23 protein-coding genes and 6 pseudogenes (2 of these 29 only partly in view) are annotated in these 22,500 nt (G+C 38.9%); 18 read left to right on the top strand and 11 right to left on the bottom strand.

All coding sequences use genetic code 11. The features are described 5' to 3' along the window. The 3 genes in view from FHG67_RS03315 to FHG67_RS03305 are tightly spaced (at most 18 nt apart) and all read left to right on the top strand, a layout consistent with a single transcriptional unit that may run on beyond the window. Positions 1-913, top strand: the 3' portion of a protein-coding gene (locus tag FHG67_RS03315; protein ID WP_004495484.1) for a hemolysin family protein. Its footprint begins 422 nt before the window's first position; only the last 913 of its 1,335 coding nucleotides appear in the window; the start codon falls outside the window, past its left edge; the stop codon is at positions 911-913. Positions 914-931: 18 nt separating this feature from the next. Next, complete coding sequence (locus FHG67_RS03310; RefSeq protein ID WP_004501671.1) at positions 932-1,477, top strand: phosphopantothenoylcysteine decarboxylase; 546 nt, start codon at positions 932-934, stop codon at positions 1,475-1,477. 12 nt (positions 1,478-1,489) lie between these two features. Further along, entirely contained in the window at positions 1,490-2,176 is a 687-nt protein-coding gene (locus FHG67_RS03305) for a phosphopantothenoylcysteine decarboxylase domain-containing protein (protein WP_004495455.1), read from the top strand. Between the two features lie 32 nt (positions 2,177-2,208). Here FHG67_RS03305 and FHG67_RS03300 read toward each other — a convergent pair. After that, a pseudogene (locus FHG67_RS03300) lies at positions 2,209-3,005 on the bottom strand (IS5 family transposase). A gap of 276 nt (positions 3,006-3,281) precedes the next feature. Here FHG67_RS03300 and FHG67_RS03295 point away from each other — a divergent pair. The 10 genes and pseudogenes from FHG67_RS03295 to FHG67_RS03255 form a co-directional block, all read left to right on the top strand. Continuing rightward, positions 3,282-3,728 (top strand): GNAT family N-acetyltransferase, encoded by a 447-nt coding sequence (locus tag FHG67_RS03295; RefSeq protein WP_016759627.1) that lies wholly within the window; start codon positions 3,282-3,284, stop codon positions 3,726-3,728. A 360-nt stretch (positions 3,729-4,088) separates the two neighbouring features. Next, positions 4,089-4,388, top strand: a complete 300-nt coding sequence (locus tag FHG67_RS03290; RefSeq protein WP_004495478.1) for a BrnT family toxin — start codon at positions 4,089-4,091, stop codon at positions 4,386-4,388. Further along, entirely contained in the window at positions 4,375-4,647 is a 273-nt protein-coding gene (locus FHG67_RS03285) for a BrnA antitoxin family protein (protein WP_004495507.1), read from the top strand. The genes FHG67_RS03290 and FHG67_RS03285 overlap by 14 nt, the downstream gene beginning before the upstream one ends. 17 nt (positions 4,648-4,664) lie before the next feature. Continuing rightward, positions 4,665-5,057 (top strand): DUF3885 domain-containing protein, encoded by a 393-nt coding sequence (locus FHG67_RS03280; RefSeq protein ID WP_141638414.1) that lies wholly within the window; start codon positions 4,665-4,667, stop codon positions 5,055-5,057. Between the two features lie 32 nt (positions 5,058-5,089). After that, positions 5,090-5,230, top strand: coding sequence for a DUF3885 domain-containing protein (locus tag FHG67_RS22955; RefSeq protein WP_004495512.1), 141 nt, complete (start codon positions 5,090-5,092; stop codon positions 5,228-5,230). 685 nt (positions 5,231-5,915) lie between these two features. After that, complete coding sequence (locus FHG67_RS03275; RefSeq protein ID WP_004495493.1) at positions 5,916-6,428, top strand: VOC family protein; 513 nt, start codon at positions 5,916-5,918, stop codon at positions 6,426-6,428. A gap of 544 nt (positions 6,429-6,972) precedes the next feature. Further along, complete coding sequence (locus FHG67_RS03270; RefSeq protein WP_004499111.1) at positions 6,973-7,374, top strand: type II toxin-antitoxin system Phd/YefM family antitoxin; 402 nt, start codon at positions 6,973-6,975, stop codon at positions 7,372-7,374. A gap of 51 nt (positions 7,375-7,425) precedes the next feature. Further along, positions 7,426-7,703 (top strand): annotated as a pseudogene (locus FHG67_RS03265) (YiiX/YebB-like N1pC/P60 family cysteine hydrolase); the annotation flags it as partial. Positions 7,704-7,913: 210 nt separating this feature from the next. Then, on the top strand, positions 7,914-9,593 hold the full coding sequence (locus FHG67_RS03260; protein ID WP_004499119.1) for an LIC_10190 family membrane protein: 1,680 nt from the start codon (positions 7,914-7,916) through the stop codon (positions 9,591-9,593). Between the two features lie 138 nt (positions 9,594-9,731). Further along, a pseudogene (locus FHG67_RS03255) lies at positions 9,732-10,172 on the top strand (IS110 family transposase); the annotation flags it as partial. A 27-nt stretch (positions 10,173-10,199) separates the two neighbouring features. Here FHG67_RS03255 and FHG67_RS03250 read toward each other — a convergent pair. Next, a pseudogene (locus FHG67_RS03250) lies at positions 10,200-10,697 on the bottom strand (IS66 family transposase); the annotation flags it as partial. Between the two features lie 56 nt (positions 10,698-10,753). Here FHG67_RS03250 and FHG67_RS03245 point away from each other — a divergent pair. After that, a pseudogene (locus tag FHG67_RS03245) lies at positions 10,754-11,755 on the top strand (IS630 family transposase). A gap of 18 nt (positions 11,756-11,773) precedes the next feature. Here the strand turns inward: FHG67_RS03245 and FHG67_RS03240 are convergent. The 4 genes and pseudogenes from FHG67_RS03240 to FHG67_RS22590 all read right to left on the bottom strand — a co-directional run. Beyond that, positions 11,774-12,691 (bottom strand): annotated as a pseudogene (locus FHG67_RS03240) (transposase); the annotation flags it as partial. A gap of 42 nt (positions 12,692-12,733) precedes the next feature. Next, positions 12,734-13,081, bottom strand: a complete 348-nt coding sequence (gene tnpB, locus FHG67_RS03235; RefSeq protein ID WP_142499651.1) for an IS66 family insertion sequence element accessory protein TnpB — start codon at positions 13,079-13,081, stop codon at positions 12,734-12,736. After that, positions 13,072-13,359, bottom strand: a complete 288-nt coding sequence (gene tnpA, locus FHG67_RS03230) for an IS66 family insertion sequence element accessory protein TnpA (RefSeq protein ID WP_039931918.1) — start codon at positions 13,357-13,359, stop codon at positions 13,072-13,074. Before tnpA (FHG67_RS03230) ends, tnpB begins: the two co-directional genes overlap by 10 nt. A gap of 148 nt (positions 13,360-13,507) precedes the next feature. Further along, a complete protein-coding gene (locus FHG67_RS22590) occupies positions 13,508-13,633 on the bottom strand; it encodes a hypothetical protein (protein ID WP_002630182.1) in 126 nt (41 codons plus the stop codon). Between the two features lie 96 nt (positions 13,634-13,729). Here FHG67_RS22590 and murB point away from each other — a divergent pair, with 96 nt between their 5' ends. Both murB and tnpA (FHG67_RS22795) read left to right on the top strand, forming a co-directional pair. Continuing rightward, positions 13,730-14,686 carry a UDP-N-acetylmuramate dehydrogenase gene (murB, locus tag FHG67_RS03225; RefSeq protein ID WP_036074798.1) on the top strand — a complete coding sequence of 319 codons (957 nt, stop codon included), beginning with the start codon at positions 13,730-13,732 and terminating at the stop codon, positions 14,684-14,686. Positions 14,687-15,669: 983 nt separating this feature from the next. Continuing rightward, positions 15,670-15,843 carry an IS66 family insertion sequence element accessory protein TnpA gene (gene tnpA, locus FHG67_RS22795; RefSeq protein WP_415857764.1) on the top strand — a complete coding sequence of 58 codons (174 nt, stop codon included), beginning with the start codon at positions 15,670-15,672 and terminating at the stop codon, positions 15,841-15,843. A 213-nt stretch (positions 15,844-16,056) separates the two neighbouring features. Here the strand turns inward: tnpA (FHG67_RS22795) and FHG67_RS03220 are convergent, their stop codons facing one another. Next, positions 16,057-17,076 (bottom strand): sensor domain-containing diguanylate cyclase, encoded by a 1,020-nt coding sequence (locus FHG67_RS03220; RefSeq protein ID WP_002619678.1) that lies wholly within the window; start codon positions 17,074-17,076, stop codon positions 16,057-16,059. Positions 17,077-17,414: 338 nt separating this feature from the next. On the opposite strand from FHG67_RS03220, the gene FHG67_RS21615 reads away from it, so the two are divergent. Then, on the top strand, positions 17,415-17,576 hold the full coding sequence (locus tag FHG67_RS21615; protein WP_004497965.1) for a hypothetical protein: 162 nt from the start codon (positions 17,415-17,417) through the stop codon (positions 17,574-17,576). A 239-nt stretch (positions 17,577-17,815) separates the two neighbouring features. On the opposite strand, the gene FHG67_RS03215 is transcribed toward FHG67_RS21615, so the two are convergent. The 4 genes from FHG67_RS03215 to FHG67_RS03200 form a co-directional block, all read right to left on the bottom strand. Continuing rightward, on the bottom strand, positions 17,816-18,580 hold the full coding sequence (locus FHG67_RS03215; RefSeq protein ID WP_004499107.1) for a hypothetical protein: 765 nt from the start codon (positions 18,578-18,580) through the stop codon (positions 17,816-17,818). Positions 18,581-18,728: 148 nt separating this feature from the next. Next, on the bottom strand, positions 18,729-19,235 hold the full coding sequence (locus FHG67_RS03210) for a thioredoxin-like domain-containing protein (protein ID WP_026054463.1): 507 nt from the start codon (positions 19,233-19,235) through the stop codon (positions 18,729-18,731). Positions 19,236-19,410: 175 nt separating this feature from the next. Continuing rightward, a complete protein-coding gene (locus tag FHG67_RS03205; RefSeq protein WP_016759603.1) occupies positions 19,411-20,310 on the bottom strand; it encodes a decaprenyl-phosphate phosphoribosyltransferase in 900 nt (299 codons plus the stop codon). 170 nt (positions 20,311-20,480) lie between these two features. Next, a complete protein-coding gene (locus tag FHG67_RS03200; RefSeq protein WP_004499114.1) occupies positions 20,481-22,100 on the bottom strand; it encodes a TrkH family potassium uptake protein in 1,620 nt (539 codons plus the stop codon). Between the two features lie 257 nt (positions 22,101-22,357). Here FHG67_RS03200 and fusA point away from each other — a divergent pair, with 257 nt between their 5' ends. Next, positions 22,358-22,500: the 5' end (the start) of an elongation factor G gene (gene fusA / locus FHG67_RS03195; protein ID WP_004497959.1), read on the top strand. The gene runs 1,978 nt beyond the window's last position; 143 of the gene's 2,121 nt are visible here — the first part of the coding sequence; the start codon lies at positions 22,358-22,360; its stop codon lies off the right edge, out of view.

Below are 22,500 nucleotides of genomic sequence, written 5' to 3'. Positions count from 1 at the left end.
CATTCCTTTATTCTTCTTTTATTATATATTCTATCCGATTACTTTTTTCTTAAACGAGCTGACTTCCTTTCTTTTGAGGTTAATGGGAATCCAAGCCAATAAGAGTAGAATGATGCATTCCCCCGAAGAATTGATGATCATCATAGAGGAACAAAATAAACAGGGGAAGATCGACCAGGAAGAATTTCAGATCATCCAAAATACGTTCCAGTTTTCGGAACATCAGGCAAAGGACGTGATGACTCATCGTTTGAGCATCATAGGAATTCCGCATGATACTATGATGGATTCCTTGATTTCGATCATCGCGGAACATCATTTTTCGAGATATCCGATCTACGAAGGCAACACGGATAAGATCATAGGAATCATTCACGTTCAAACGTATCTTACTTGGTTATCCAATTCCAAAAAAGGAAGAAAGGAAAAAGTAACGGCCATTATGCAACCTCCGATTTTCGTCCCCGAGGGTCTTTCGATCGAAAAGGTAATGCAAAAACTCAGAGAAAACAAACAGCATATGGCGATCGTTATCGACGAATACGGCGGAGTTTCCGGCCTTCTTACTTTAGAGGATATCATCGAAGAAATTTTCGGACAGATCCGCGACGAAACCGACGATCACGAGACGGACCCGTTTCCCACGCAACATTCCGATAGTTTCTCGATCGATGGGGCAGCGGAGTTGGACGATCTGAAAGAAATTCTCGTAGGTGTTCAAGAGGAAGAAATCAAGGACATTCGCACGATTGCGGGTTTTATTTTAGGTCGTTTAGAAGATATGCCGGAAGAAGGTTCCACGATCGCTTTACAATCGGGAACTCTTACCGTCGAAAAAATGGAAGGGAATAAAATTCTTTCCGTACGTTTTACGAGAGTCGGTTTGAGCAATAAGGTTCAGTCTAAGAAATAAAATCGGATTGATATGCCTATGTCCAATTCCGGAAAAGAAATACTCATTGCCGTTTCAGGAAGTATAGCGGCCTATAAGGCATGCGAACTCGTGCGGAATCTCACGAAAGAAGGTTATCCTGTCGGCGTGATTATGACGGCGCACGCGACTAAATTTGTCGGCCCGATTACGTTCGAAGCAATGACCGGCAAAAAAGTTCGGGTTGACGAATACGAAGAGGGAATGGCTCATATCGATGCAAAAAATTCCGCCTCAGTGATTGCAGTGGTTCCCGCAACCGCAAACATAATCGGCAAGATGGCGAACGGAATCGCGGACGATCTCGTAACTTCCACGTATCTTGCGGCAAATTGTCCGGTGATCGTCGCTCCGGCGATGAATCCTTTTATGTACGCACATCCGGCGGTTCAGAGAAATTTAAAGCGTTTAGTGGACGACGGAGTGATTCTCGCAGATCCTTCCAAAGGTGTGGTCATTTGCGGGGATGAAGGTTATGGAAAGTTAGCCGAAATTTCTTTGATTCAAAAGTTGATTCTGGACGTGCGCCAAAAAAATCTTAGATAAAGAGAAATCAAAGTGGGATTTTCCAAGGCTATCATTACATCCGGACCGACGAGAGAATGGATCGATCCAGTTCGATATATTTCGAACGCTTCTTCCGGTAAGATGGGATTTCATATCGCCGAAGAAATCGGGAAATGGATCTCGAATGTCACTTACGTTCACGGTTTAGTTCAAGAAGAATATAAAAGTCCCGTCGGAATCAAAAGAGTTTCCGTGGAAACTACTTTAGAAATGTGTGATATCGTTCTTTCTGAAATTCAATCCGACACTCTATTGGTTATGGCCGCCGCTCCGGCGGACTTCCGACCGGCCGAAAGTAAAGAAACCAAAATCAAAAAAGAGGATGGTCGTGAAACTTTGCTTTTGGAGTTTGTAAAAAATCCGGACATTTTGAAGAGAGTGAGTTCTAAGATTTTGAAAGATACAATCCGCGGTTGCTGTTTGGTGGGGTTTGCGGCGGAAACAAATTCGCTGGAAGAACACGCCATCGGCAAGTTAAAAAATAAGAATCTGGATTATATCGTTGGAAACTATGTCGGGAAAAATGAGAAGGGTTTTGGCGAAGGAGAGACGAGTGTGATTATTTATTCCTCTTTTGGAAAAGTCGCAGAGATAGGACCTCTTCCAAAAGAAGTCATTTCGGAAAAGATAGTGGAGTTCTTGAAACGGGAAACTTCAAAGACATTCGTAAATTTGTAGTTAGGGAAACGACCTTAGAACCGGTCTCAAAACTACCTATTAAAAAAGTTAAAAACAATGATTGAGCTTGCAAGATAAAGAGAAGCCAGATAGTTTTCTGCTTTTCTTTCCCAGCGAGTCAAAATAGCTCTGAATCGATTATGCCAACTATTTGTTCTTTCGACGACCCAACGTCTAGGTTTTCCTTTGTATTTACCAATGAGAGGTTTTTCACCTTTTTTCCGAATATGAGGTCGAATGTTTCTTCTTTTGATCAATGCTTCTATATCTTTGAAGTCATAACCTTTATCTAAACAAAGGTGTTTTGGTTTTTTTCTTTTTCTTCCGGAAAAAACCAAGATGGAATTCAATGTATCTTTTACATTGCGTTTATCATGAACGTTCGCTCCGCTCAACGTAATTGCCAATGGAATTCCGTTTCCATCCGTAAGAATATGCCGTTTAACTCCCAATTTGGCACGGTCTGTAGGATTTTTCCCGGTTAAACTCCCCCTTTGGGAGCCTTGACCATTGCGGAATCCATCGAAGCCCAATCCCAAGCTATCTTATTCTTCACATCATAATATTTTAAAATAGATTTATAAATCTTTTTGAATACTCCCGCTCGTTCCCATTCTTGAAATCTTCTGTGACAAGTTTGACCCGATCCAAAGTCATTCGGAATTGCACGCCACTGACAGACTGTTTTCATTCGATAGATGATACCTGCCATTACGACTCTTGTTGGAACGCGATTGCGACCACCTTTCGGCTTTGACTTCTCTTTTGGGATCAAAGGGGCTATTTGTTTCCAAAGTCCCTCGGGAATCTCTGAATAATATTTGTCCATTTCACAATTATAGTATTACACTCTCAAAGTACAAGGAGTTTTGAGACCGGTTCTAAGCATGATTGGAATACTTGCAGTAGGCGGTAATATAGAAATGTTTACTTGAAATTGGAACCAATTACTTAATCCAAGAGTTGACTGCCATTCGCACTGCAAAATATACGCCTTGTCGGTGAACTTGAGGGCGGGAAGGGTAAGGATATTAAGTTTGTCGTCCTGCTACTTTTCCGTGACTGTGCTCTGAGATGGGAATTGCAATTTTGAGGATTGGTTAATATGGAATCTCTTCAAATTCGAAAAATCGAATCTATATCTGATATCGAAAATGTCTATCCCGCTTTTCGAGAACTGAGGCCGCATCTGACCGACAAGGAAGTATTTGTACAAATGGTGTTGCAGCAGATCTCTGAGGGGTATAGCATTCATGCTATTTGCTCGGATAAGGAAATTATTGCATGCATTGGATTTCGTTTTTTCCATATGCTAGCTTGGGGTAAAATTTTGTATATCGACGATCTGATTACGAAGCGAGATTTTCACGGTCATGGCTATGGGGATAAACTTCTTAAGCACGTCATTCAGATCGCAAAGGAGGAAAACTGTGACCAGGTGCACCTCGATACAGGTTATTTACGTCATGCAGCACACTTTGTTTATCTTCGGAATGCCTTTGAACTGAACTGCCATCATTTGGCCTTAAACTTGAGAAACCAACCAAACTGAATTACACACGGTGACCTGCTTTACCCATGTCGATAATCTTTCAAATTCGCACGAACTTCGGCTTCTCGCGGCGCTTCGGGATTGCTATCGCAATCCTCACTTGGTCTCCGGCACATTGTTTTGTTCCTCGACTTGCAAGACGTTCGCTAAGGCTCATTCAAGTCTCGTGCCAATCCCTTTGCGCACAAGCGCTCCGGGAGCGCAAACGTCGAGAAGCCGCAGTTAGTTGCAATAGTGGCTAAAATTTATTTTGAAAGCAGAGTTTGAAGTTTTTATTAAAGAAATCAAAAGAAAAGAGGCTGATAATAGTAAATTTTTACTTGAAATTCAATTCCATTTGTATATCTTAACGATATACAAATGGAATTGCCAGATTTAAGCCAGATCACAGGTTTCGATTGGGATTTAGGTAATATTGAAAAGAATTGGAAAAAGCATAAAATAAAACCTGGCGAAATAGAAGAAATCTTTTTTAACAATCCTTTACTTGTAGTTCCAGATGATTACCATTCAGGAAAAGAAGATCGATATATTGTTTTAGGGATTACGAATGAAGGAAGAAAGTTATTTGCTGTAATAACAATTCGAAAAGATAAGATTCGACCTATTTCAGTTCGTGAAATGACTCCTCGGGAAATAAAAATCTATGAAAACTCGTAAAAAGATACCTCATTTAAAATCAGAGAGTGCTGAAATTGATTTTTGGTCTAAGAATGATTCTGCGGATTATATCGATTATTCAAAGGCTAAAAAAGTATCTTTCCCAAATTTAAAACCTACAACAAAAATGATTTCTCTAAGATTACCGGAAGCATTAATTGATAGATTGAAAGTTATGGCAAACAAGAAAGATATTCCATATCAATCTTTAATAAAGCTTTTACTTTCAGATAAAGTAGACGAAGAGCTTAAAAGATAGGGCGGTTTAAAACAAAAGTGAAATCAAAATTTGATACTTTTTGGGATTTGAATTTCCCTAACTGCCCGCCAATTTCTCATCTATTTCGAGACCTATTTTCATCTCGCTGGGTGAGAATACATACTCTGCCCGAATCGAAGCGCTATTCTGAAAATGAATCAGAAATGCAAATTATTTTGGATGGATTATTGGATCAGTTAAATGAGATCCATTTACTCGTAACGAGTTACTCGGGCTCAGAGGTGCCATTCTGGGATGATCAAATTGATAAAACTTTGCTTGCTGAGATGAAATTTTGGCGTTCTATCGCGATGCACAAGTTATCTGATAACTGGATTGAGCCAACACATATTGGCATATTTTTATTAAAGACTTCCCGTGGAAGAAAAAGTTTTTCGATCCAATTTTAAGACTGATAGCTGACGATAAGATCGCTAATGTAATGTTTTTATCTGAAAGTAAAAAATGGATTTATGCTCCTTACGATGGTAGGGCAGATATTGTTCTTCAGTCCGAGATTAAGAGGGACGAGATAAAGAAGAAATACGTAGCCTGGCTTTCACAACATCCGGAGGGACTATAAAATCAAGAGGCCCCCATCCATGGGGCAAGCGGGGCTCGCCTAACTTCGACTTCTCGCTTTGTTCGTCACTCACTGTTTCCTTCGAACTCACTACGGCCTCCGACACATCGCTTTGCCCACTTTACTACGCTGTAATAGAAGAAACTTACAGTAATAGTAAGTTCGTGACCCTTTCTCGCGTAAGCGCTCGGAGACGCAACGTTGAAAAGTTTCTTTCATTATCTACCAGGGATTACGCATGAAACATTTCGGGCTTCCCGCTTGATAGAAGGAAAGATTTAATATTTTTATTAAGTCCATTAAATAATGCTGGAAATCATGTAAGCAGTCTACGAAGTCTATTTTCTGATAAATGAATTTCGAAAAGTTCATCAATGCAACTATTCGAACAAGTCTAAATCATCAAATGTTCGTGCAGCGAATGGTCTATCTAGCAAAAAATTCGAAACAGCTATTCTGACAAGAGCACCTGTTCCTCAATGGTCTTTTTTTACGGAAAACTGACGAGGAACAAAAACCCAGAACGCGCCCTATCTCGCGACTCTTGGGAGCGCGAGATTTGAATTTAGGAAGCGTTCTGTTAAGTTCCCGCAGCTTGATCTTTCCGAAAAAGTAAACTGTGGTTTTGGAACAGACTGTAAAATTTGCAACACAGACAATCAAATCGCTCTAAAAGGAGAAAAACATGACGAAATCAAAGAAAACAAACAGTCCCCCGAAGCAAAAACCTGACGGAACGAAAGTTAAATTCGTGGGCGCTCCGTCGCACAGCATAACACCTTTTCTCATGTTCAACGCGAACCCCGAAGAAGCGGCGAATTTCTATGTATCGATCTTCAAGAAATCCAAAATTCTTAGGGCTAACGCGATGCAAGCCGATTTCATTCTGAACGGCCAAAGGTTTTTTTCCTACAATGGCGGGCCTGAGTTTCAATTCAACTGGGGCGTCTCATTCATGATCAGCGTAGAAACACAAGAAGAAGTCGATTATTATTGGAACGCCCTCCTCGCAGGCGGCGGTAAAGAAAGTATGTGCGGCTGGGTTCAGGATAAATACGGTCTCTGGTGGCAGATAACGCCCAAGATTCTCTTACAACTTGTGTCACATAAAGACCGCGCGAAGGCTGAGCGTGCAACACAAGCGATGTTGAAGATGCAGAAAATCGACATCGCCGCGCTTAAGGCCGCAGTCGACTAAAACCATAACCTTACCCACAAGTAATGGGATCTCAAGATCAATTTGTCGGAATTACGACAAATCCTCTGTGAAACTTAGTTCCCACAACGCGCCCTAAACACCGACCCATAGGAAGGTGTTTACTGAGTTTAGGAAGCGTTGTGCCTGAGTTTCCCTTCTTTTTGGTGGAGGCGGAAAGGTTCGGGAAATTTTTCTCTATCAGAAAATTATACTTTTTGCAAGTAAAAAGCCTTATTCTTGTTGGAACACTTGAAAAATGAGCGTTTTTTGATCTTTCTGATTCTAAAAACCTTTTCAATTTGTGGGTAAGGTTATGGTTAAAACGACTTTACTTTTGCAGCAAGAAAAAACGCTACGTTCTCTTGGGCTTCCGCATCAGATAACTTTGTTTCTCCGCTTCGTTCGGGGCGCTCATTATGGTCTTCGCCACATCCGTTTTGTCACTCGGTTTGCGAAACGTAGCGTCGAAGCCAGTCCTTAAGCTACAGTCCAAAACGCTATTGCAAAGATCTTGAATAAGGGCTGCAGTGGTCATAATTAAGTCATGAAATCCGTAGGAATAAGAGATTTTAAAAACAATCTAAATAAATATCTTCATTTAGCAAAAGCTGGAGAGACAATCGTTATTACGGAACACGAGCAAGTAATAGCGGAAATTAAGAAGCCTTCTGAATTCCTAAATGATTTAAAGAAACGTTCCTATATTTATTTAGAGGAGCAAAATCGAATAGGGAAAATCAAATTAGCAAAAAGAAATCAATCACAAATTGATTCAATCCTTAAAAGGTATACTCGAAAAATGCCAAGAATAAATTGGGGAGCTATCCGCAAAGATTCTCGAACCGATCGTCTAACTGCAACTTGCGAGACGCAACTAAGGTCGCTCAAGTCTCGCGCCACTTTTTTCGCGCGTTTAGCATGCTCAGAGCCGAAAAATATTTCGTGAAATTATAGTTAGGCGTAATGCCTGCAAAGCACCGTTTAAAAGAAGTGAAACATTATATTCCTGATTCCGATTTTTCTCGTTTCTCACCGATTGAATAGCGAGCCTTTCATCGATAAACTTAAAGAAGGCGATTTAATATTTCAGGAAACCTTCTCAGAACAAGGCAAGGCCATCAAAATAGCCACCAAATCGCGATATACACATGTCGGAATAATCTTTAAATACAAAGAAAAACTAAGAGTCTTAGAAGCCGTCGAGCCGGTAAAAATCACTGAAATCCGTAATTTTATTTCGAGAGGAAAAACAAACATTTTGTAATTACTCATCTCTACATAATAGGGTGTCTAAAGTTCTGCACCTAAACGTGGGATTTATGCTCAAATTAACGGTACTCTATTTTATAGGGATCAGTAAACCCATCTTTAAAATAAATTTTAAGAAAAAACTCCAAATTATTGAAAAAATCAAACCCAAATCGGCAAAAGCTTGTTAAATTTGGTTGCGAATCTGATTATCTAAAAAAAATCAAAAGATCATCTATGCTTGCCATTTTAATTTCCGGTATTTTATCTTTGTATATTTTTATTTCTTTTGGAATTTTAGCGGAAAAAATTTTAAAAGTGAAATTTCAATTTACGGCTAGGGTTTTAGTAGGTTTATCCGTAACAAATACGTTAGTATCTCTTGTATCTTTATTTTTACCAATAACCGTATTAGTATTATTCATTTTTCTACTATTTTGTTCCGTCTTTTTATACTTTGAAAGAGGAAATCTAAAGAGGTTAACGTTTGGATTCATTCATAAAAATATCGTTATTATCATAGCGTTTCCATTTTTATTATCGGCGCTGATTTTTTCCTTAAACCCTCCATTTGCTTACGATTCGGGGCTTTATCATATTCAATCTATCAAATGGATTCAGGAATATTCAGTAGTTCCCGGTTTAGCCAACTTACATGGAAGATTTGGTTTTAACCCGAATATATTTACAATTTTTGCGCTTACCTCTTTAAAGGAAGTTTTTGATCAGGAGATATTTTCGATCAATTTTGTAGTTTATTCAACATTGGTATTACATTTTATAAATAGAATATATAAAATTTTGAAAAAAGGAGAGGTTACAAATTTTTTCTTATTAAATTTGATTGTATTATTTTTAATTTTAGATCAGTTTATGAGCTTATCATCTCCCAGTCCAGATTTAATTTCCATTGTACTTCCATTGTATATCTTAACAAACTTACCAAAAAAAGAAAACACTACTATCTCAGAGTTAAATTTTAAAAATTATTTTTCATCCATTATTTTATCAGTATATACGATAAGTATTAAGTTAGCGACCGTTCCACTTTGTATATTGGTTCTATTTTTAATGATTCGATATAAATTCGAAGAAAAAAAATTATCGATCATAATTTCGGTTGTATCTTTGATACTTTTACCTTGGTTAATAAGGAATGTTATTTTAACCGGTTATTTGATTTATCCTTTTCCTGCAATTGATTTTTTTAATTTTGATTGGAAAGTTCCTTTGAATGCTGTCGTTTCCGAAAAATTATCGATCACGGGATGGGCAAGAAATCCAGGAGAAGGATATAAAGAAGCGGCTCAGATGAAGTTTTGGGAATGGTTCCCGATTTGGTGGAATACAATCTCAAAATTGAATCGACTTTTTATTGTTATATCGTTCTTATCGCCAATTTTTATTTTTATATATAGTTTATTTAAAAAGATAAAAATAGATTTTCAAACGTTTGCAGTACTTTTTACTTCTTGGATTGGAGCAATCTTCTGGATTTTACTTGCTCCCGATATAAGATTCGGTAAAGCTTTTCTAAGTGTTTCCGCAATTTTACCTTTGTTCTATTTCAATTTTAGGATTAATTTTTTTCCCATCAAAATATCGAAAACTTCAAAACAAATAATTCTTGTTTTCATTTTTATTATAATATCCGTTTTTTTAATAAACCGCAGAACTTATAATAGATATAAGAATTTTATTCGGGAAAACTCAGCATTTTTTGTTCGTCCTAAAAAAATAGAAATTCCGCAAAATCTAGAATTTAAAAAGATTCAAATGAATGATTTAGAAGTTTTTATTCCTGCAGAAGGCGATCAATGTTACGACTATAAGATACCTTGTATGCCTTATAACAATCCCAGTCTGATTTTAAGAGGTAAAACTTTACAGTCCGGATTTAAGTATATTCAAAATTAATAATATTATTTTACAAATTTAGATAAGACAAAATGGCGCCTCTTCTGAGCTTGAAAACCGTGGGTTAGATGCAAAGTTTGCATTTACCACAAAACAAGAAAACCAACAGAAGGAACGTAATGAAAAGAATATGTAGGAATGGATGTCCACAAAGAAACGATCAGAATCGCGATTTTAACGAACAATTCGAAAATAGCGAAGGAACAATAGATCAAGCATGAAGAAGGGCAGACCAAAAAGTTCATCCAAAAGTTGAAATCGGAATGGAACGAAATCCATAGTTGTTACGAGGCAGGAGTAACGGGATACCCACTTTACAGATATTTGAATTCTTTAGGGGTGAAATGCACACTGATAGCACCCGGGAAGATCCCGAGACAAAGCTCGGATAAAATCAAAACAGATAAAAGATGCGATCAAGTTAGCGAGATTATTGCGAAGTGGTGATTTGGAATCGATCCATGTTCCCAGAGAAGAAGACGAAGTAGTAGAGATTATTTAAGATCGCGTAACAGTCTTCGTTTGGATTTAGGAAGGAATCGTCAAAGGTTGATGAAGTTTCTATTAAGAAAAGGAATAAGGAATCGAGTATTCCACAGTAAGCGCCTAATGAAGCCCAGTCTCTCTGAATTGAGGTAAATCCTTGCAAGCAAGAGTTCTCGGGTGCGTTTCCCAAGATTTAAAAAGCTCCCGCAAAAACGCATATGGATCGAAACCTGCGAGCTTCGCACACTGAATCAGAGAATAAAAGCCCGCACTCGCAGTTGCCCCTTCTGGACAACCAGAGAAAAGCCCGTTCTTTCTACCGACAACAAAAGGACGAATATCATTCTCGACAAGATTCGTATCCAACTGTAACTCGGGATGATCTAAAAACAAAATCAACTTTTCCCATTGACCGGCAAGATACGAAAGAGCCTTCCCCATCGAAGATTTGGGAGCGACCTCGACGATCCGCTTGTTCATCCAAGAACGAATCACGTTAACAATTGGCTTGGATTCCGATTGTCTCAGACTTAAATGCTCTTCCGAAGATAACTTAGCCTTCGACTCGACTGCATACAATTTACCGATCTCTTTAACAATCCATTGTGTCGGAGCATTACTGATCCCTACAAAAAAGAGTACCAAAAATATATCCATCATATCCCATTGTCATAATGCAAAGCTTAGAAAGGGAAAAGTTAAAACGTTTGGAAAAACGTAGGTTGAAGTGAATTTGCTCTCTTGAAAAAGGGCTACACGTGCTACGGAGTATCAAAAAAGCTTGGCGTACGTAAACAATCGGTAATGCGTTGGCGAGATAAATATGAATCGGAAGGAATCGAAGGAGTAAAATGGAATGGCCAACGAGGTCGACCGACCAAATTGAGCATTTCAGAGAAGAAAGAATTAAAAAGAATCATCTTGAAAGGTCCGATAAGTAACGGTTATCCGAATGAACTTTGGTCAACGTATCGCGTATCGGAAATCATACGAAAAAAATTCGGAGTAACGTATCATCAAGATTATGTGGGAACTCTCTTGCATCAATTAGGGTTTTCGTATCAAAAACCTAAAAAAAGAGCGTTGGAAAGAGATGAAAATGCAATTGAAACTTGGAAAACGAAAACTTGGCCCGGTATAAAAAAAAAGCAGAGAATGAAGGGTTTAAGGTCATATTTTTAGATGAAAGCGGAATCAGCCAGAATCCATATACGGTAAAAACTTGGAGCTTAATCGGAAAGACACCGATTCTTCGTCACAAGATGTCTTGGAAAAAGTTATCAGTAATAGGCGCTATTTCTAAAAAAGATTTTTACTTCCAGATCATAAGAGGCTCTGTTAAAAGCCGGGATCTTATTTATTTTTTAAAGATACTTCTAAAGGAAAATCGCAAAAAGATTTTAATAGTCTGGGATAATCTATCTGCCCATAAAAGCAAAGCAATGAATGAATTTTTAAAAGAGAATGAGAAAAGGCTTCGAGTGGAATTTTTGCCTCCTTATGCTCCGGAATTAAATCCGCAAGAATATATCTGATGTCGTTGGAAGAAAAACTATATGGCTAATTTTTGTCCGGAGAATCTTAGCCAATTGATTCAAAGAACTAAATCTACTTTAGGAATATTGAAATCAAATACAATCAGTTTCGATAGTTATTGGAGACAAGCTGGTATTTAGGTACCATTTTTTATAGGGATCAGTAATAAACCCTCGAATCACCCACATATACGATTTGGATGTATTAGGTTTTTCTTCTTCGTTTAACACTTGAAGAACCGTCTCATCAATTTGTAAATACTTCGATTTGAAAAGTTCTTTTCTCACATCCTCAATCATCGGAGAAATTTTTTCAAAAACTTGAATCACAGTATTGGAAAGAGTGCTTCTTGATATATCCACTCCCGATCTTTGGAGAATTCCAACTTGTCTGTAAAACGGAAGGGCATCCGCAAATTTCTGAGTGAGTGTGTAAGCTAAGAATCCGGAAGAAAGCATACTCTTCTCTGCAATCTGAGCAGGAACCGGAGCAATCCTGACAACCGGAAGAGATTCATCCGAAGTTCCTTCGCAATGTTTGCAAGCATACTTGGGACGAATATGAACTTCGACTTGAACTTTTGCGGGAATAATATCTAACTTTTCGGATTTCTCTTCTCCAATGCGAGTCAGTTCGTGTCCGCAAGAACAAATTTTCTCAGATTCGGGAATGTCGTGTAACATTGTAATTCGAGGAAGATATTCAGGGAACGGTTTTCTTTCAGGCTTCTTTCTCGTGTGGCTTTTGACAGGTGTGAAAAGACTCTTTTCTTCCGGTTCGGGAGAATCTTCCCGCAAGGAACTTTCTATTTCGTTAAATAGAAGCCCTTGGTCTTTTTCGATCTGACTCCATTTCTCCGTCTTTCTGCCGAATAACTGGATCTTCAATCTCTCGATTTGTTCAAGATGTTCGGATTCTTTTAGCTTTTGGAGTCGCAGCTCTTCCCGGTATTCGACTTCCTTCTGTCTTTGAAGCTGTAGTTGTTCCTGGTATTCCAGTATTTTATTCTTCTCGAATATAATGATTCTTTTTAGCTCTTCTACATCATCCGGAAGTGAGTTCATATCGAAAGACATGGTGTCTCACTTTTCGTATGATTCCGATATGAGTCAATCCTTTCAGCTTACTTTTTTGTATTTTAATTTCTTGTGCTCTTTAAAGAAATCGATTCCGTTCAATAGCCAATCTAATCTTTCCACAGGAATCTTTTGAACTTCTTCCTCCGTATTCGGCCAAGGAAATTTACTTTCCTCCAATCTCTTCTGCCAAAGACAAAATCCACTCCTGTCCCAGTAGAGCATTTTTAATTTGTCTTTCTTGCGATTGCAGAATAAAAATAGGCTTTCTTCATACGGATCTTTCTTCATTTTACCTTCTACGATCATCGCAAGTGTATTGATCGACTTTCTTAAATCCGTGACTCCAGGTCGCAAATACACTTTTCTATTGCCAGGATTTAGCTCCATTGCTTTAAACCAAGTTGAAGATTGATTGCGAGATGTGCCTTGCCTGATGAATCTATTTTAAAGATTAAAAATTCAGGTCCGCATGTTAGGTCGCCTTTCACCACTGAGGACGGAACTTCCACAAAGCCGTCTTTGTCCTGTTTTTTTAATCGTCTCTCCCAATGATAGCGGAACGTTGTGTATTTGAGTCGCCTTTCTTTACAATACTCTCGTTGGGATAGCCCGCTTTTGGAAAATGCCTCAAACTCTTTTGGCCAGTCGATAGTCGTTTTTTTCATCAAAAGAAGTTTAGCAGATTTTTTACGATAGTGAAAGATGCGGTTCATTAGGCGCTTACAAATCTATCTCAAAACTCGGTGATTTAAAATTTAAAGAGACCATATCCGAACATGTGCCACCTTTTGTTCGGTTTTCTTTTTGATTTTTTTAAACGAATCCGGCCAGTTTTTCTTGATCTTGGGCGAGAAGAATTACGGATTCACAATAAGTTTCCCAATCGGTCCTGCCGGAAACAAAATCGAGATAAACGGATTCTAACAAAAGAAAAAACATAAATTACCTCTTTTCTACAAGATCGAACCGATTTCGGATTTTCCTTGAGTTCTTTTTCTTGTGGTAGATAATCGGGGAACGTCGTTTAATGTTCCTATGTCTCTTGCTCTTTCCGAACTTCGGATCCGAACTCTAAAACAAACCTTAGAATCTTCTAAAATACCTTTTAAATCGGAAGTACGCCTAGACATTCTATCTTCGTTTAAGATCGGCGGAATTTGTCCGGTGGTTGTCGAACCTGAAAATTCGGATCAGATCTTGGAAGCACTTTTTATTTTTTATAAATCCGAAATACCTTGGAAAATTCTTGGAGGAGGTTCGAATCTTTTGATCTCGGATCATCCCGACAACTTCGTCACTTTGCGTTTGTCCGGCAAATTTAAAGAATTTCAATCTTTAGGAGGGGGAAAATTCCGAATCGGAGCGGCGACAAATACTACGCCGACATTTCGACAAATTTCACAATCGGGTTATACGGGGGCCGAGTTTTTAAGTACGATTCCGGGATGGACAGGCGGAGCGGTGATTCAGAATGCGGGTTGTTATGGAGGAGAACTTTTTGATTTGATTCAAACCGTTGAATTTTTGAGGAACAACGAAGTATTCGTTCGTAAACCCTCCGAAATCAAACATGGTTACCGATTTACGGAATTTTTAAACGAAAAGAATTCCATCATTTTAGGAATTGAAATCCTTCTCAAAAAAGGAAACTTAGAAGAAATCCAAGCGTCGTTAAAAGAGAAAAGAGATAGAAGAAATTCTTCTCAACCTGAAAACAAAAAGAGCGCTGGTTCTGTTTTTAAGAATCCCAAAATTTTTCGGGAGAATGGAAAGGAAATCAAAGCTTGGGAATTGATCGACCAAGCCGGTTTGAGAGGGCAAGTAAAAGGTGGGGCTCAGATTTCTCCCGAACACTGTAATTTTATCGTAAATGTAGGAGCTGCGACCGCTGCAGATGTTAACTATCTGGTCGAACTCACTTTAAATAAGGTCTTTCAGACTACCGGAGTTCGTTTAAATCGAGAGATCGAATATTTCGGCGATATACCGTGATTTCCTATTTCGAAATGATTCATTTTGGTTTTTCCGGTATTTTCTGATTTCATTTTTCACCGGGCTTTACGTGGTTTTTTGACTCTTTTGCTTCGGAAAGCAGTTTATCAACGTTATACGCCATTTATTTTTTTCAGAGACGACACTACGTTAAACGCAAGCACTCAATGAACTCCACCTATCGCTAATCTCAAAATCCTGTTAAACTAACGTAAGTTCGGCGTAAGAAAGTTTAGGCGAATCACTCGCGGATTTCATAGATAAAATGGCTCGTGACCGTCGAACGACCCCCTTGGGGAGTCATAACGTTACACACAAGTATTTGGATCCGAAAATAAATCTGTCGGAATTACGACAAATCCTCTGTGAAACAGGCTCGGTCCCACAACGCGCCCCTTAGGAAGCGTTGTGTTGAGTTTCCCTTATTTTTGGGTGGGGGTGATGAGCGACCCGTAGGGAGCAAATCATTGAGCCTGGAGGCGGGAAAACTTGGGAGACTTTTCTATATCAGAAAATCATACTTTTTGCAAGTAAAAAGCCTCATTCTTGTCGGAACACTTGAAAAATATCAGTTTTTGATCCTTATTATCCCAAAAGCCTTTTTAATTTGTGGGGTTTGGTTATGTTAGGAAGTGAGACACTGAGTTCAGAGAGCGATCAATCCATCGAACGACCCTTAGGAAGTGAGATGCTGAGTTACTCCACCGGCCTTCTTGACTCCGTCGAATCAAGAATATCACACTTCGAGCTGTCTTACGTTCAAGAATCATACTAATCTATGGATCGGCTAAACTCAGCGAATGCCTCTCTATGGATCGGCTAAACTCAGCGAATGCCTCTCTATGGATCGGCTAAACTCAGCGAATGCCTCTCTATGGATCGGCTAAACTCAGCGAATGCCTCTCTATGGATCGGCATTCAGGTCCGAAACATAGAATCGCTTTCGCATTTTGTTATACCGAACTCACGTTAAACTAAGGTTGATGAAAAAAACGAACATAGACTGGCCAAAAGAGATTGAAGACTTTTCCCAAAGTGGACTTTCCCGGTCTGAATATTGTAAAGTAAAATGGATCAAAAATACAACGTTTCGCTACCATTGGGAAAGGCGATTTAAGAATCAGGGCAAAGAGTGTTTACCGATCCCTATAAAATAGAGTACCGTTAATTTGGACACAAATCCCCGCGCTTAGACGCAGAATTTTGGACATTCTATTATATAGAGATGAGTAGTAATCTATTTTTTGAATAGGAACTCCCGCTTTTTAATAACTCATGTTTTTTAGGAAAAAAATGGAGCTATACCCAATGGAAACCTGTCTAGTTCTTTTACACCAAACTCGAGCAAGATTTAAGATTACGGAAAAATTTCAATCTTTAGAAGAATACATTGAAAGATCCGCTTCGTGAATCAATTCATCCAATTTCTGAAGAGAGCCCACAGACATACCCCAAGTAAAATGAAAAGGAGGGTTATTCTCTTTACATTTTCTCAAAAGAATTGACATCGCTTCCTGAAATCTATTCTGGGTTTGAATGATCTTTTCCTTATTCTCATTTTGAAAAAGAATCAAAAATTCATCCCCTCCGATTCTAAAAATTTTATCCGTTCCTCGAATAACATAACGTAGAACATTTGCAAAATGGCAAAGGACTTGATCTCCCACCTTATGACCATAAGTGTCGTTGATTATTTTAAAATCATTCAAATCAAGAAGAGCAACTAACGCAAGATGATCTTCCACTCTTCTATCGGACCATTCATTCTTAAGATGATTCAACTTATTACGATTAAACACTCCCGTTAAGGCATCTCGAAACGCGAGAACCTTCGTTTCTTCGAATTGATTGGAATGTGCCAAGGAAATCGCCGTAAAGTCCGCAATTGTTTGAAGAATGACCAAATCTTCCGGAGTAAAAGAGGAACCATCAAATCGATTTACTAACTCGATGACTCCATAAACTTGTCCTCTGAAAATCATAGGAACGGCAATGATCGTTTTTGTTTCAAACCCGGTTTTTTCGTCGACTCTCTTGGAAAATCTCGGGTCATTTTTCACATTCTCCACGAAAATCGGAAACTTCGTTTGAACAACCGAACCGGCAATTCCTTCTCCGGATTTCAGCCGAATGTTCTTGATACGATTGAGTTCAAGACCCTCTGCGATTAGGAAGAATAATTCCCCGGAATTCTCATCGTATCGCATAAGACTCCAGTTTTCAGGACTGAAAAACAAACGGACTTCTTCCATGACGGCATCTAAAACTTCTTGCTGTTCCAGGGAAGAGGTAATGATTTTCCCAATGGAAGAATATAACTTTACCAGTTCTGGCTTCGAGTCTTTTATAGTCATTTGCGTTTCTTGCTCTTTCGGCGAATTGGTCATCATTGCTTTTTTATTCGAATACAAACTTTTATTTTAAAAAATCAATCAAGCCGTTATGTATCAAAAAGAATTACTCCCTGAAACGACATTTTGAGACAAAATCAAAAGTTTTTTGATTGATTAAAGATCTTTTTAGAAAAAAATATCCGATTTTATTTCATTAAAAATCTAAAATTGTCTTAACGAAACTCCGTCTTTTCGAGGAAATCTCTAACCATACAGATATCCATTCCAAAATTTATCTACCTATATTCTAACGCCGTTTCATGTCTGTATAAATTATTTTTGGAATAGACTTGAGTCATTTTATATTTCGGTTTAAATAAATTGTCCTTAAACGTTTGATTTTTAAGGAACTTTTTTCTTTTAAGGCGATTCGCAAACAAAGGCTTTGTACATTAAAATTTAAGTACAATGAACCGATGGAAATTTTACCGGTCGCCTTTCGTCCGGATGAAAACAAAACCGCGGCGTATCTTTTCAGTTTTTTCGTTTCGGATTAAAATCCGTCGTAAAACCCTATAATTTGGGGACTACTGCAAGAATTTAAAAACGAAAAAGTCTGTTCGAAAATCCATAAATTCTACCTAAGGAACGTAATCTGTGGAAACTCCGAGCTTTTTTACAAACGATCTGAAAAGCGATTTATCGTAAAATTCTGAGGCAGGTTTTGAATACGACTTCTGTATTTTCGGAACGTGCGCTAAAGGCCTAGCGAACATCATTTAAAATTAAAGTTTTCCTAATCCGTCTCTTTTAAAAGTAAGCCATCCTCGAATTCAGAACCTCTGTGGGGAAAAGCCTGTTCATAAAATAATGCGGCAAACAATTCGAAATCTTCATCGGCCTCCAACGAATTTTCTTCCCAATATTCGTTTCTTCGTTTAATCAATACAGAAATCGTTTCGTCTTCGAGTGAAAATTCCTCTTCCGCTTCGTTAAGTTTTCTAATCAGCCAGTTAAGATTATAAATCGCGTAAGATCCTAAAAATTCCAGAGCGGCGACCGTAGGCTCCCATTTCATCAAGGCTTCCGTATGAAACAAAGGAATCCTCAAATCGTACGGATCCTTTGTTTTTAAGAACTGTTTGTAATTTGCCGAGATTGATTCCAAAAAAGAAAACGTATTCATATAACTGTTTCGAATCAGAATCTCTTTTTCGGGATAGCGGAACATCACGTCTAAAACGTCTACAAATTCTCCTTTGGAAATCGCATCTTTTAAAATCGCGTCTGCGGGTCTTGGGATCGGATCGATTAACTTTACAAATAAATATTTTACTTCGTAAGCGAATCTGGATTCCCGAGGAATATAATATTCGATCCAAATCGGTTCTTTATAATAATGAATGAGTTCTCTTTTGGGAAGGTCAGGAGTTACGTTCAAGGACTTTAATTTCTTAACGTCGTCCGTGATTACTTTTTTTCCCTCAACCCTCGTCCGTGATTTTTTAATCTGTCGTAGTTCCGACTTATTCAGTAAGGGTTTGGGTTTGAACGGTTCCATAGTATGTATATCGGTTCGGGAAGAATCGAATCTGAATCAAGACCTACGAGATAAAAATCAAGAATTTGTAGATATAACGCCGCACGTTTGCAATCGCGCTTCGGGACACCGGTTTCGTCTTACTTTATAGGGATCAGTAATATGACACTTAAAAGAAAAAATACGCGATCCAAATCCTCAGGAAAAAACTCAAAGGATTCATAATCCCCGAATCCGCAAAACGGATGGTTCCGGTTTTATCCAGAATCGCAAAAGAAGGATACGCGTTCACCCTCCATTCTTTTAACAAATACGGATTCGCGGGAATGATCTTGAACTTCAGATCATGTTCTCGGATGTATCGATCGAGTTCTTTCGAATCCTCCCCTTCTTCCAGGGTGACAAAAGAGAATCGGAAACTTCCTTCCAATCGATCCGCATACCATTTGATCAAAGGAAGATTTGCGGAACAAACTCCGCACCAAGTCGCCCAGAAATACGCGACTACGACTTTCTTTTCGGAATCGTATTTTCCACCGTCCACGAAATTCAAACCGTTCAACGATTGAGAAGGCCTTAGATCAGAGGCTTTAAAGATCGATATTACGATTGTAACGGTTAGAAATAAGGATATCCACAGTGCGGCGACCGCGCCTTTTTTCAGAATTTCTTTCATCGTTTTTAAATTCGTTCTATATTCAGAAATCGTTACATTCAATCCGACGTTCGCTCAAAAAGTTTCGTATTATTAGAATCCTTTAGCGGAAACAAAAGTCGACCAACGCCGTCTTTCAAAATTTGCGACCGCAAACCATGTTTTTTACGGATTGCAATCGAACCAATTTTTTCGGTCAAAGATCGAATCGGATTCCCTTTCCGAAATCGGAATACATAATCGTTATCACCAAAGCGACCCAGATCAAACCGGCAAGTAAAACTCCCCAGTCGGAAAGAATCGCTTTCGTAGGATTGTGACCCATATTTTTGATATAGATGATATACAAAGATCGAAAGATCGCATACACGACAATCGGAATCGTATAAATCAAACGGTCTGTTCCGAGGTTCGCAATCGTAGCAGGACTAGTGACGTAAAGAACATAACTCATCAAAGTCATCGTAGCTACGATTCCAAGCATCATATCGAGGAAACTAGTCGAGTATTCGTCCAAAATTTTACGATGCCCCTTCGCGTTTCCTTCCAAAATGATGAGCTCCCCTCTTCTTTTGGAAAATCCCCAAAAGAGCGCGAGCATAAAAGTACACAGTAAAAGCCAAGAGGAAAAAGTCACATGAATGATCACGGAACCCGCAATCGCACGGATCACAAATCCGATACTGATACTCATTACGTCCAGAATCACCATATGTTTCAAAAATCTGCTGTAAAGCACATTGAACATGAGATAAAAAGCAACCAATCCGAAAAATACCGGATGCAATAAATACGCCATGATTAAGGACAAAGGAAGTATGATTGCCGTGATAAAAAGAGCAAACGAAGGATCCAACTTTCCGGAAGCTAACGGTCTATGTTTTTTTTCGGGATGTAACGCATCTTCCTTGCGATCCAAATAATCGTTCAGAACATACTGACAACTAGCAACAAGTGAAAAAAGAAAAAAAGCCGAAATGACTCGTTGCACCGACTCCGGATCGGTCAGCTTCTTAGCGAAAATAATGCCCGCAAAAATGATTACATTTTTGATCCATTGATGAATCCGGAGTAATTTCAAATATTGTAAGAGCATAACTCGGTTATATTCTGGATAATCCTTCAAATCATCAAGGAAAATCCAGGATCCCACCGAAACATATCGAAAACCCCTTAGGCAATATCAAATCGATACGAGAGATTATATCAGACTTCGGCTTCTCATTTCGTCTCTATGGAAACATCGATAAAATCAATCGAGAATTTTCATCCGACCTGAATTTTCAATCCGTCGTCCTTTCCTCCCAGGTCTCCCAACCCGGAATGACCCGTAAACGCGATCAAAAGTGTGAAAGTTCCGACTCTCCCCATAAACATGAGTGCGATGTAGAGAAACTTCTCCAAGTCGTTCGTATAAGCCGTCATTCCCAGGCTTAAACCCACGGTTCCAAATGCGGACATCACTTCGAAAAAAATGGTTTCGATTCCGTATTTGTTTCCGTTTGCAAGGGTGATTAAAAACATAAATACGACTAGAGAAATGGTGGCAAGAAAGTAGATTCGAGTGGAAATAGCCACCGAATTTTTAGAGACGTCTTCCCCCCAAGCTTGCACTCTAGCTTGCGGCCTAATTACGTTTTTCAAATATAAGATTAATATAAAAAAGGTAGTGATTTTGATACCTCCCGCGGCTCCTTGAGGACCTCCTCCGATAAACATCAAAGCACAGAGTAGAACGTAAGTCGCACTTCGAATTTCGGTGACGTCGAACGTATTAAAACCCGCGGTCCTCGAAGAAACGGAAAGGAAAAAGGAATTGAACAATTTCTCCGTAAATCCCATTTTTCCGATCGTTTCGATATTATTGTACTCGATGAATAAAATTGAGATTCCTCCGATATGAATCAGAATCAAAGAACCTAACACGATAATCGCCATTTGCATTCGATTCGCATCTCCGAATAACTCTTTTCGGTACAACTCCAATCGCTCTTCCAATCGTACGGAAGTCGTAATGATGAAGATATACCAAGTCGGCGGATCTTCTCCCAACAGAACCGTCCTTCTCATCATAAAAGTTTCCGTGACGGCTTCTATTTTTTTCATGAACTTTTGGATGATCTCTAAGATCGACTTTTCAATAAAGATAATCACAGGAAATCCTATTCCGCCCATCACAATCAGAAACTGAATGATGAGCAAACACAAAGGATCTTTCGCCAAAAAACTCAAATCGTCCACGACGGAAAATCCGGCGTTATTAAAAGCGGAAACGGAGGTAAACACACTTAGAAAGAATCGACTTGGAGTTCCCGGAAGACGATCTGTCTCGGGCATACAAAAATAAAGAAGACAAGCGCCCACCGCTTCGATCGAAAGTGAAATATTAAAAAGAGATAAAAGCATTCTTCTCACATAAAATGCCTCGGCTTCGGTCTTATTCTTTCCGGGAAGAATAATTCCGGAATGTTGTTCGGATTTTTTATTTTGCATTCTTTTTGCGAAATGAGCATCCGTCGCTTCGTAAACAAAAGAAGCAAGACGAGTGCTCCTCGACAAACCTCTGACAACCAATACACCGATCAACACCGTGAATGTGATGATTCCCAACCCCCCGATCTGAATTAGAAACATCATAATCAATTGCGTAGAGCGTTGGAGTTCCGACAGTAAAACGGGAGAAAGCCCAGTGACACAAATCGAGGAAGTGGCCAGATACAAGGAAACCGTGTAACTCAAACGGCCGGATTCCGATACGAAAATCCCCAAAGAACCGATCAATATGGCAATCGCGAAGCCAAGACAAAGAATTCTAGCGACAGACAACAAAAGAAACACTTTTGCAATCCTATTTACGCTTCGCTTGATAAGTTTGAGCGGCTGCATCAATTTTCTATTCGGAGCGGGTTTCAAAGGCCTAACGTAAAAACGTCATTTCGTGTTCTGTCGAAGACGCAAAAGTTCATCCTTTTTGAAAACCGTTCCCAGGCAAATGAAAAACGCCTTTAAACGGTCTGACTCACTGATTTGAGTTTACAAAACCGCTCTTTTTTGGAATTTGGTAAATTGAGGGATTTTCTTCAAAACTTCTCAGCCGGTGTTTTTCACCGGAGATATTTGCAATTTTTTATAAGAGGATGGCCATGAGCACTGCTGTTGCCGAATTCAAACCGAGCGAAAAACTTCTAAAAACCAGAAATATCGGAATTTCCGCCCATATCGATTCCGGAAAAACGACCCTTACCGAAAGGATTCTATTTTATACGAATCGAATTCACGCCATTCA

It is taken from the genome of Leptospira weilii (assembly GCF_006874765.1).
GTDB lineage: Bacteria > Spirochaetota > Leptospiria > Leptospirales > Leptospiraceae > Leptospira > Leptospira weilii.
The sequence above is the reverse complement of the archived record's forward strand: the minus strand, read 5'-3'. Positions and strand labels throughout refer to the sequence as shown.

Bases quoted from the DNA above. Each gene is read 5' to 3' on its own strand.
- FHG67_RS03310 (WP_004501671.1), top strand. From the start codon at position 932: ATGTCCAATTCCGGAAAAGAAATACTCATTGCCGTTTCAGGAAGTATA.
- FHG67_RS03295 (WP_016759627.1), top strand. From the start codon at position 3,282: ATGGAATCTCTTCAAATTCGAAAAATCGAATCTATATCTGATATCGAA.
- FHG67_RS03290 (WP_004495478.1), top strand. From the start codon at position 4,089: ATGGAATTGCCAGATTTAAGCCAGATCACAGGTTTCGATTGGGATTTA.
- FHG67_RS03285 (WP_004495507.1), top strand. From the start codon at position 4,375: ATGAAAACTCGTAAAAAGATACCTCATTTAAAATCAGAGAGTGCTGAA.
- FHG67_RS22955 (WP_004495512.1), top strand. From the start codon at position 5,090: ATGTTTTTATCTGAAAGTAAAAAATGGATTTATGCTCCTTACGATGGT.
- FHG67_RS03275 (WP_004495493.1), top strand. From the start codon at position 5,916: ATGACGAAATCAAAGAAAACAAACAGTCCCCCGAAGCAAAAACCTGAC.
- FHG67_RS03270 (WP_004499111.1), top strand. From the start codon at position 6,973: ATGAAATCCGTAGGAATAAGAGATTTTAAAAACAATCTAAATAAATAT.
- FHG67_RS03260 (WP_004499119.1), top strand. From the start codon at position 7,914: ATGCTTGCCATTTTAATTTCCGGTATTTTATCTTTGTATATTTTTATT.
- tnpB (WP_142499651.1), bottom strand. From the start codon at position 13,081: ATGGAGCTAAATCCTGGCAATAGAAAAGTGTATTTGCGACCTGGAGTC.
- tnpA (WP_039931918.1), bottom strand. From the start codon at position 13,359: ATGAAAAAAACGACTATCGACTGGCCAAAAGAGTTTGAGGCATTTTCC.
- FHG67_RS22590 (WP_002630182.1), bottom strand. From the start codon at position 13,633: ATGTTTTTTCTTTTGTTAGAATCCGTTTATCTCGATTTTGTTTCCGGC.
- murB (WP_036074798.1), top strand. From the start codon at position 13,730: ATGTCTCTTGCTCTTTCCGAACTTCGGATCCGAACTCTAAAACAAACC.
- tnpA (WP_415857764.1), top strand. From the start codon at position 15,670: ATGAAAAAAACGAACATAGACTGGCCAAAAGAGATTGAAGACTTTTCC.
- FHG67_RS03220 (WP_002619678.1), bottom strand. From the start codon at position 17,076: ATGATGACCAATTCGCCGAAAGAGCAAGAAACGCAAATGACTATAAAA.
- FHG67_RS03215 (WP_004499107.1), bottom strand. From the start codon at position 18,580: ATGGAACCGTTCAAACCCAAACCCTTACTGAATAAGTCGGAACTACGA.
- FHG67_RS03210 (WP_026054463.1), bottom strand. From the start codon at position 19,235: ATGAAAGAAATTCTGAAAAAAGGCGCGGTCGCCGCACTGTGGATATCC.
- FHG67_RS03205 (WP_016759603.1), bottom strand. From the start codon at position 20,310: ATGCTCTTACAATATTTGAAATTACTCCGGATTCATCAATGGATCAAA.
- FHG67_RS03200 (WP_004499114.1), bottom strand. From the start codon at position 22,100: ATGCAGCCGCTCAAACTTATCAAGCGAAGCGTAAATAGGATTGCAAAA.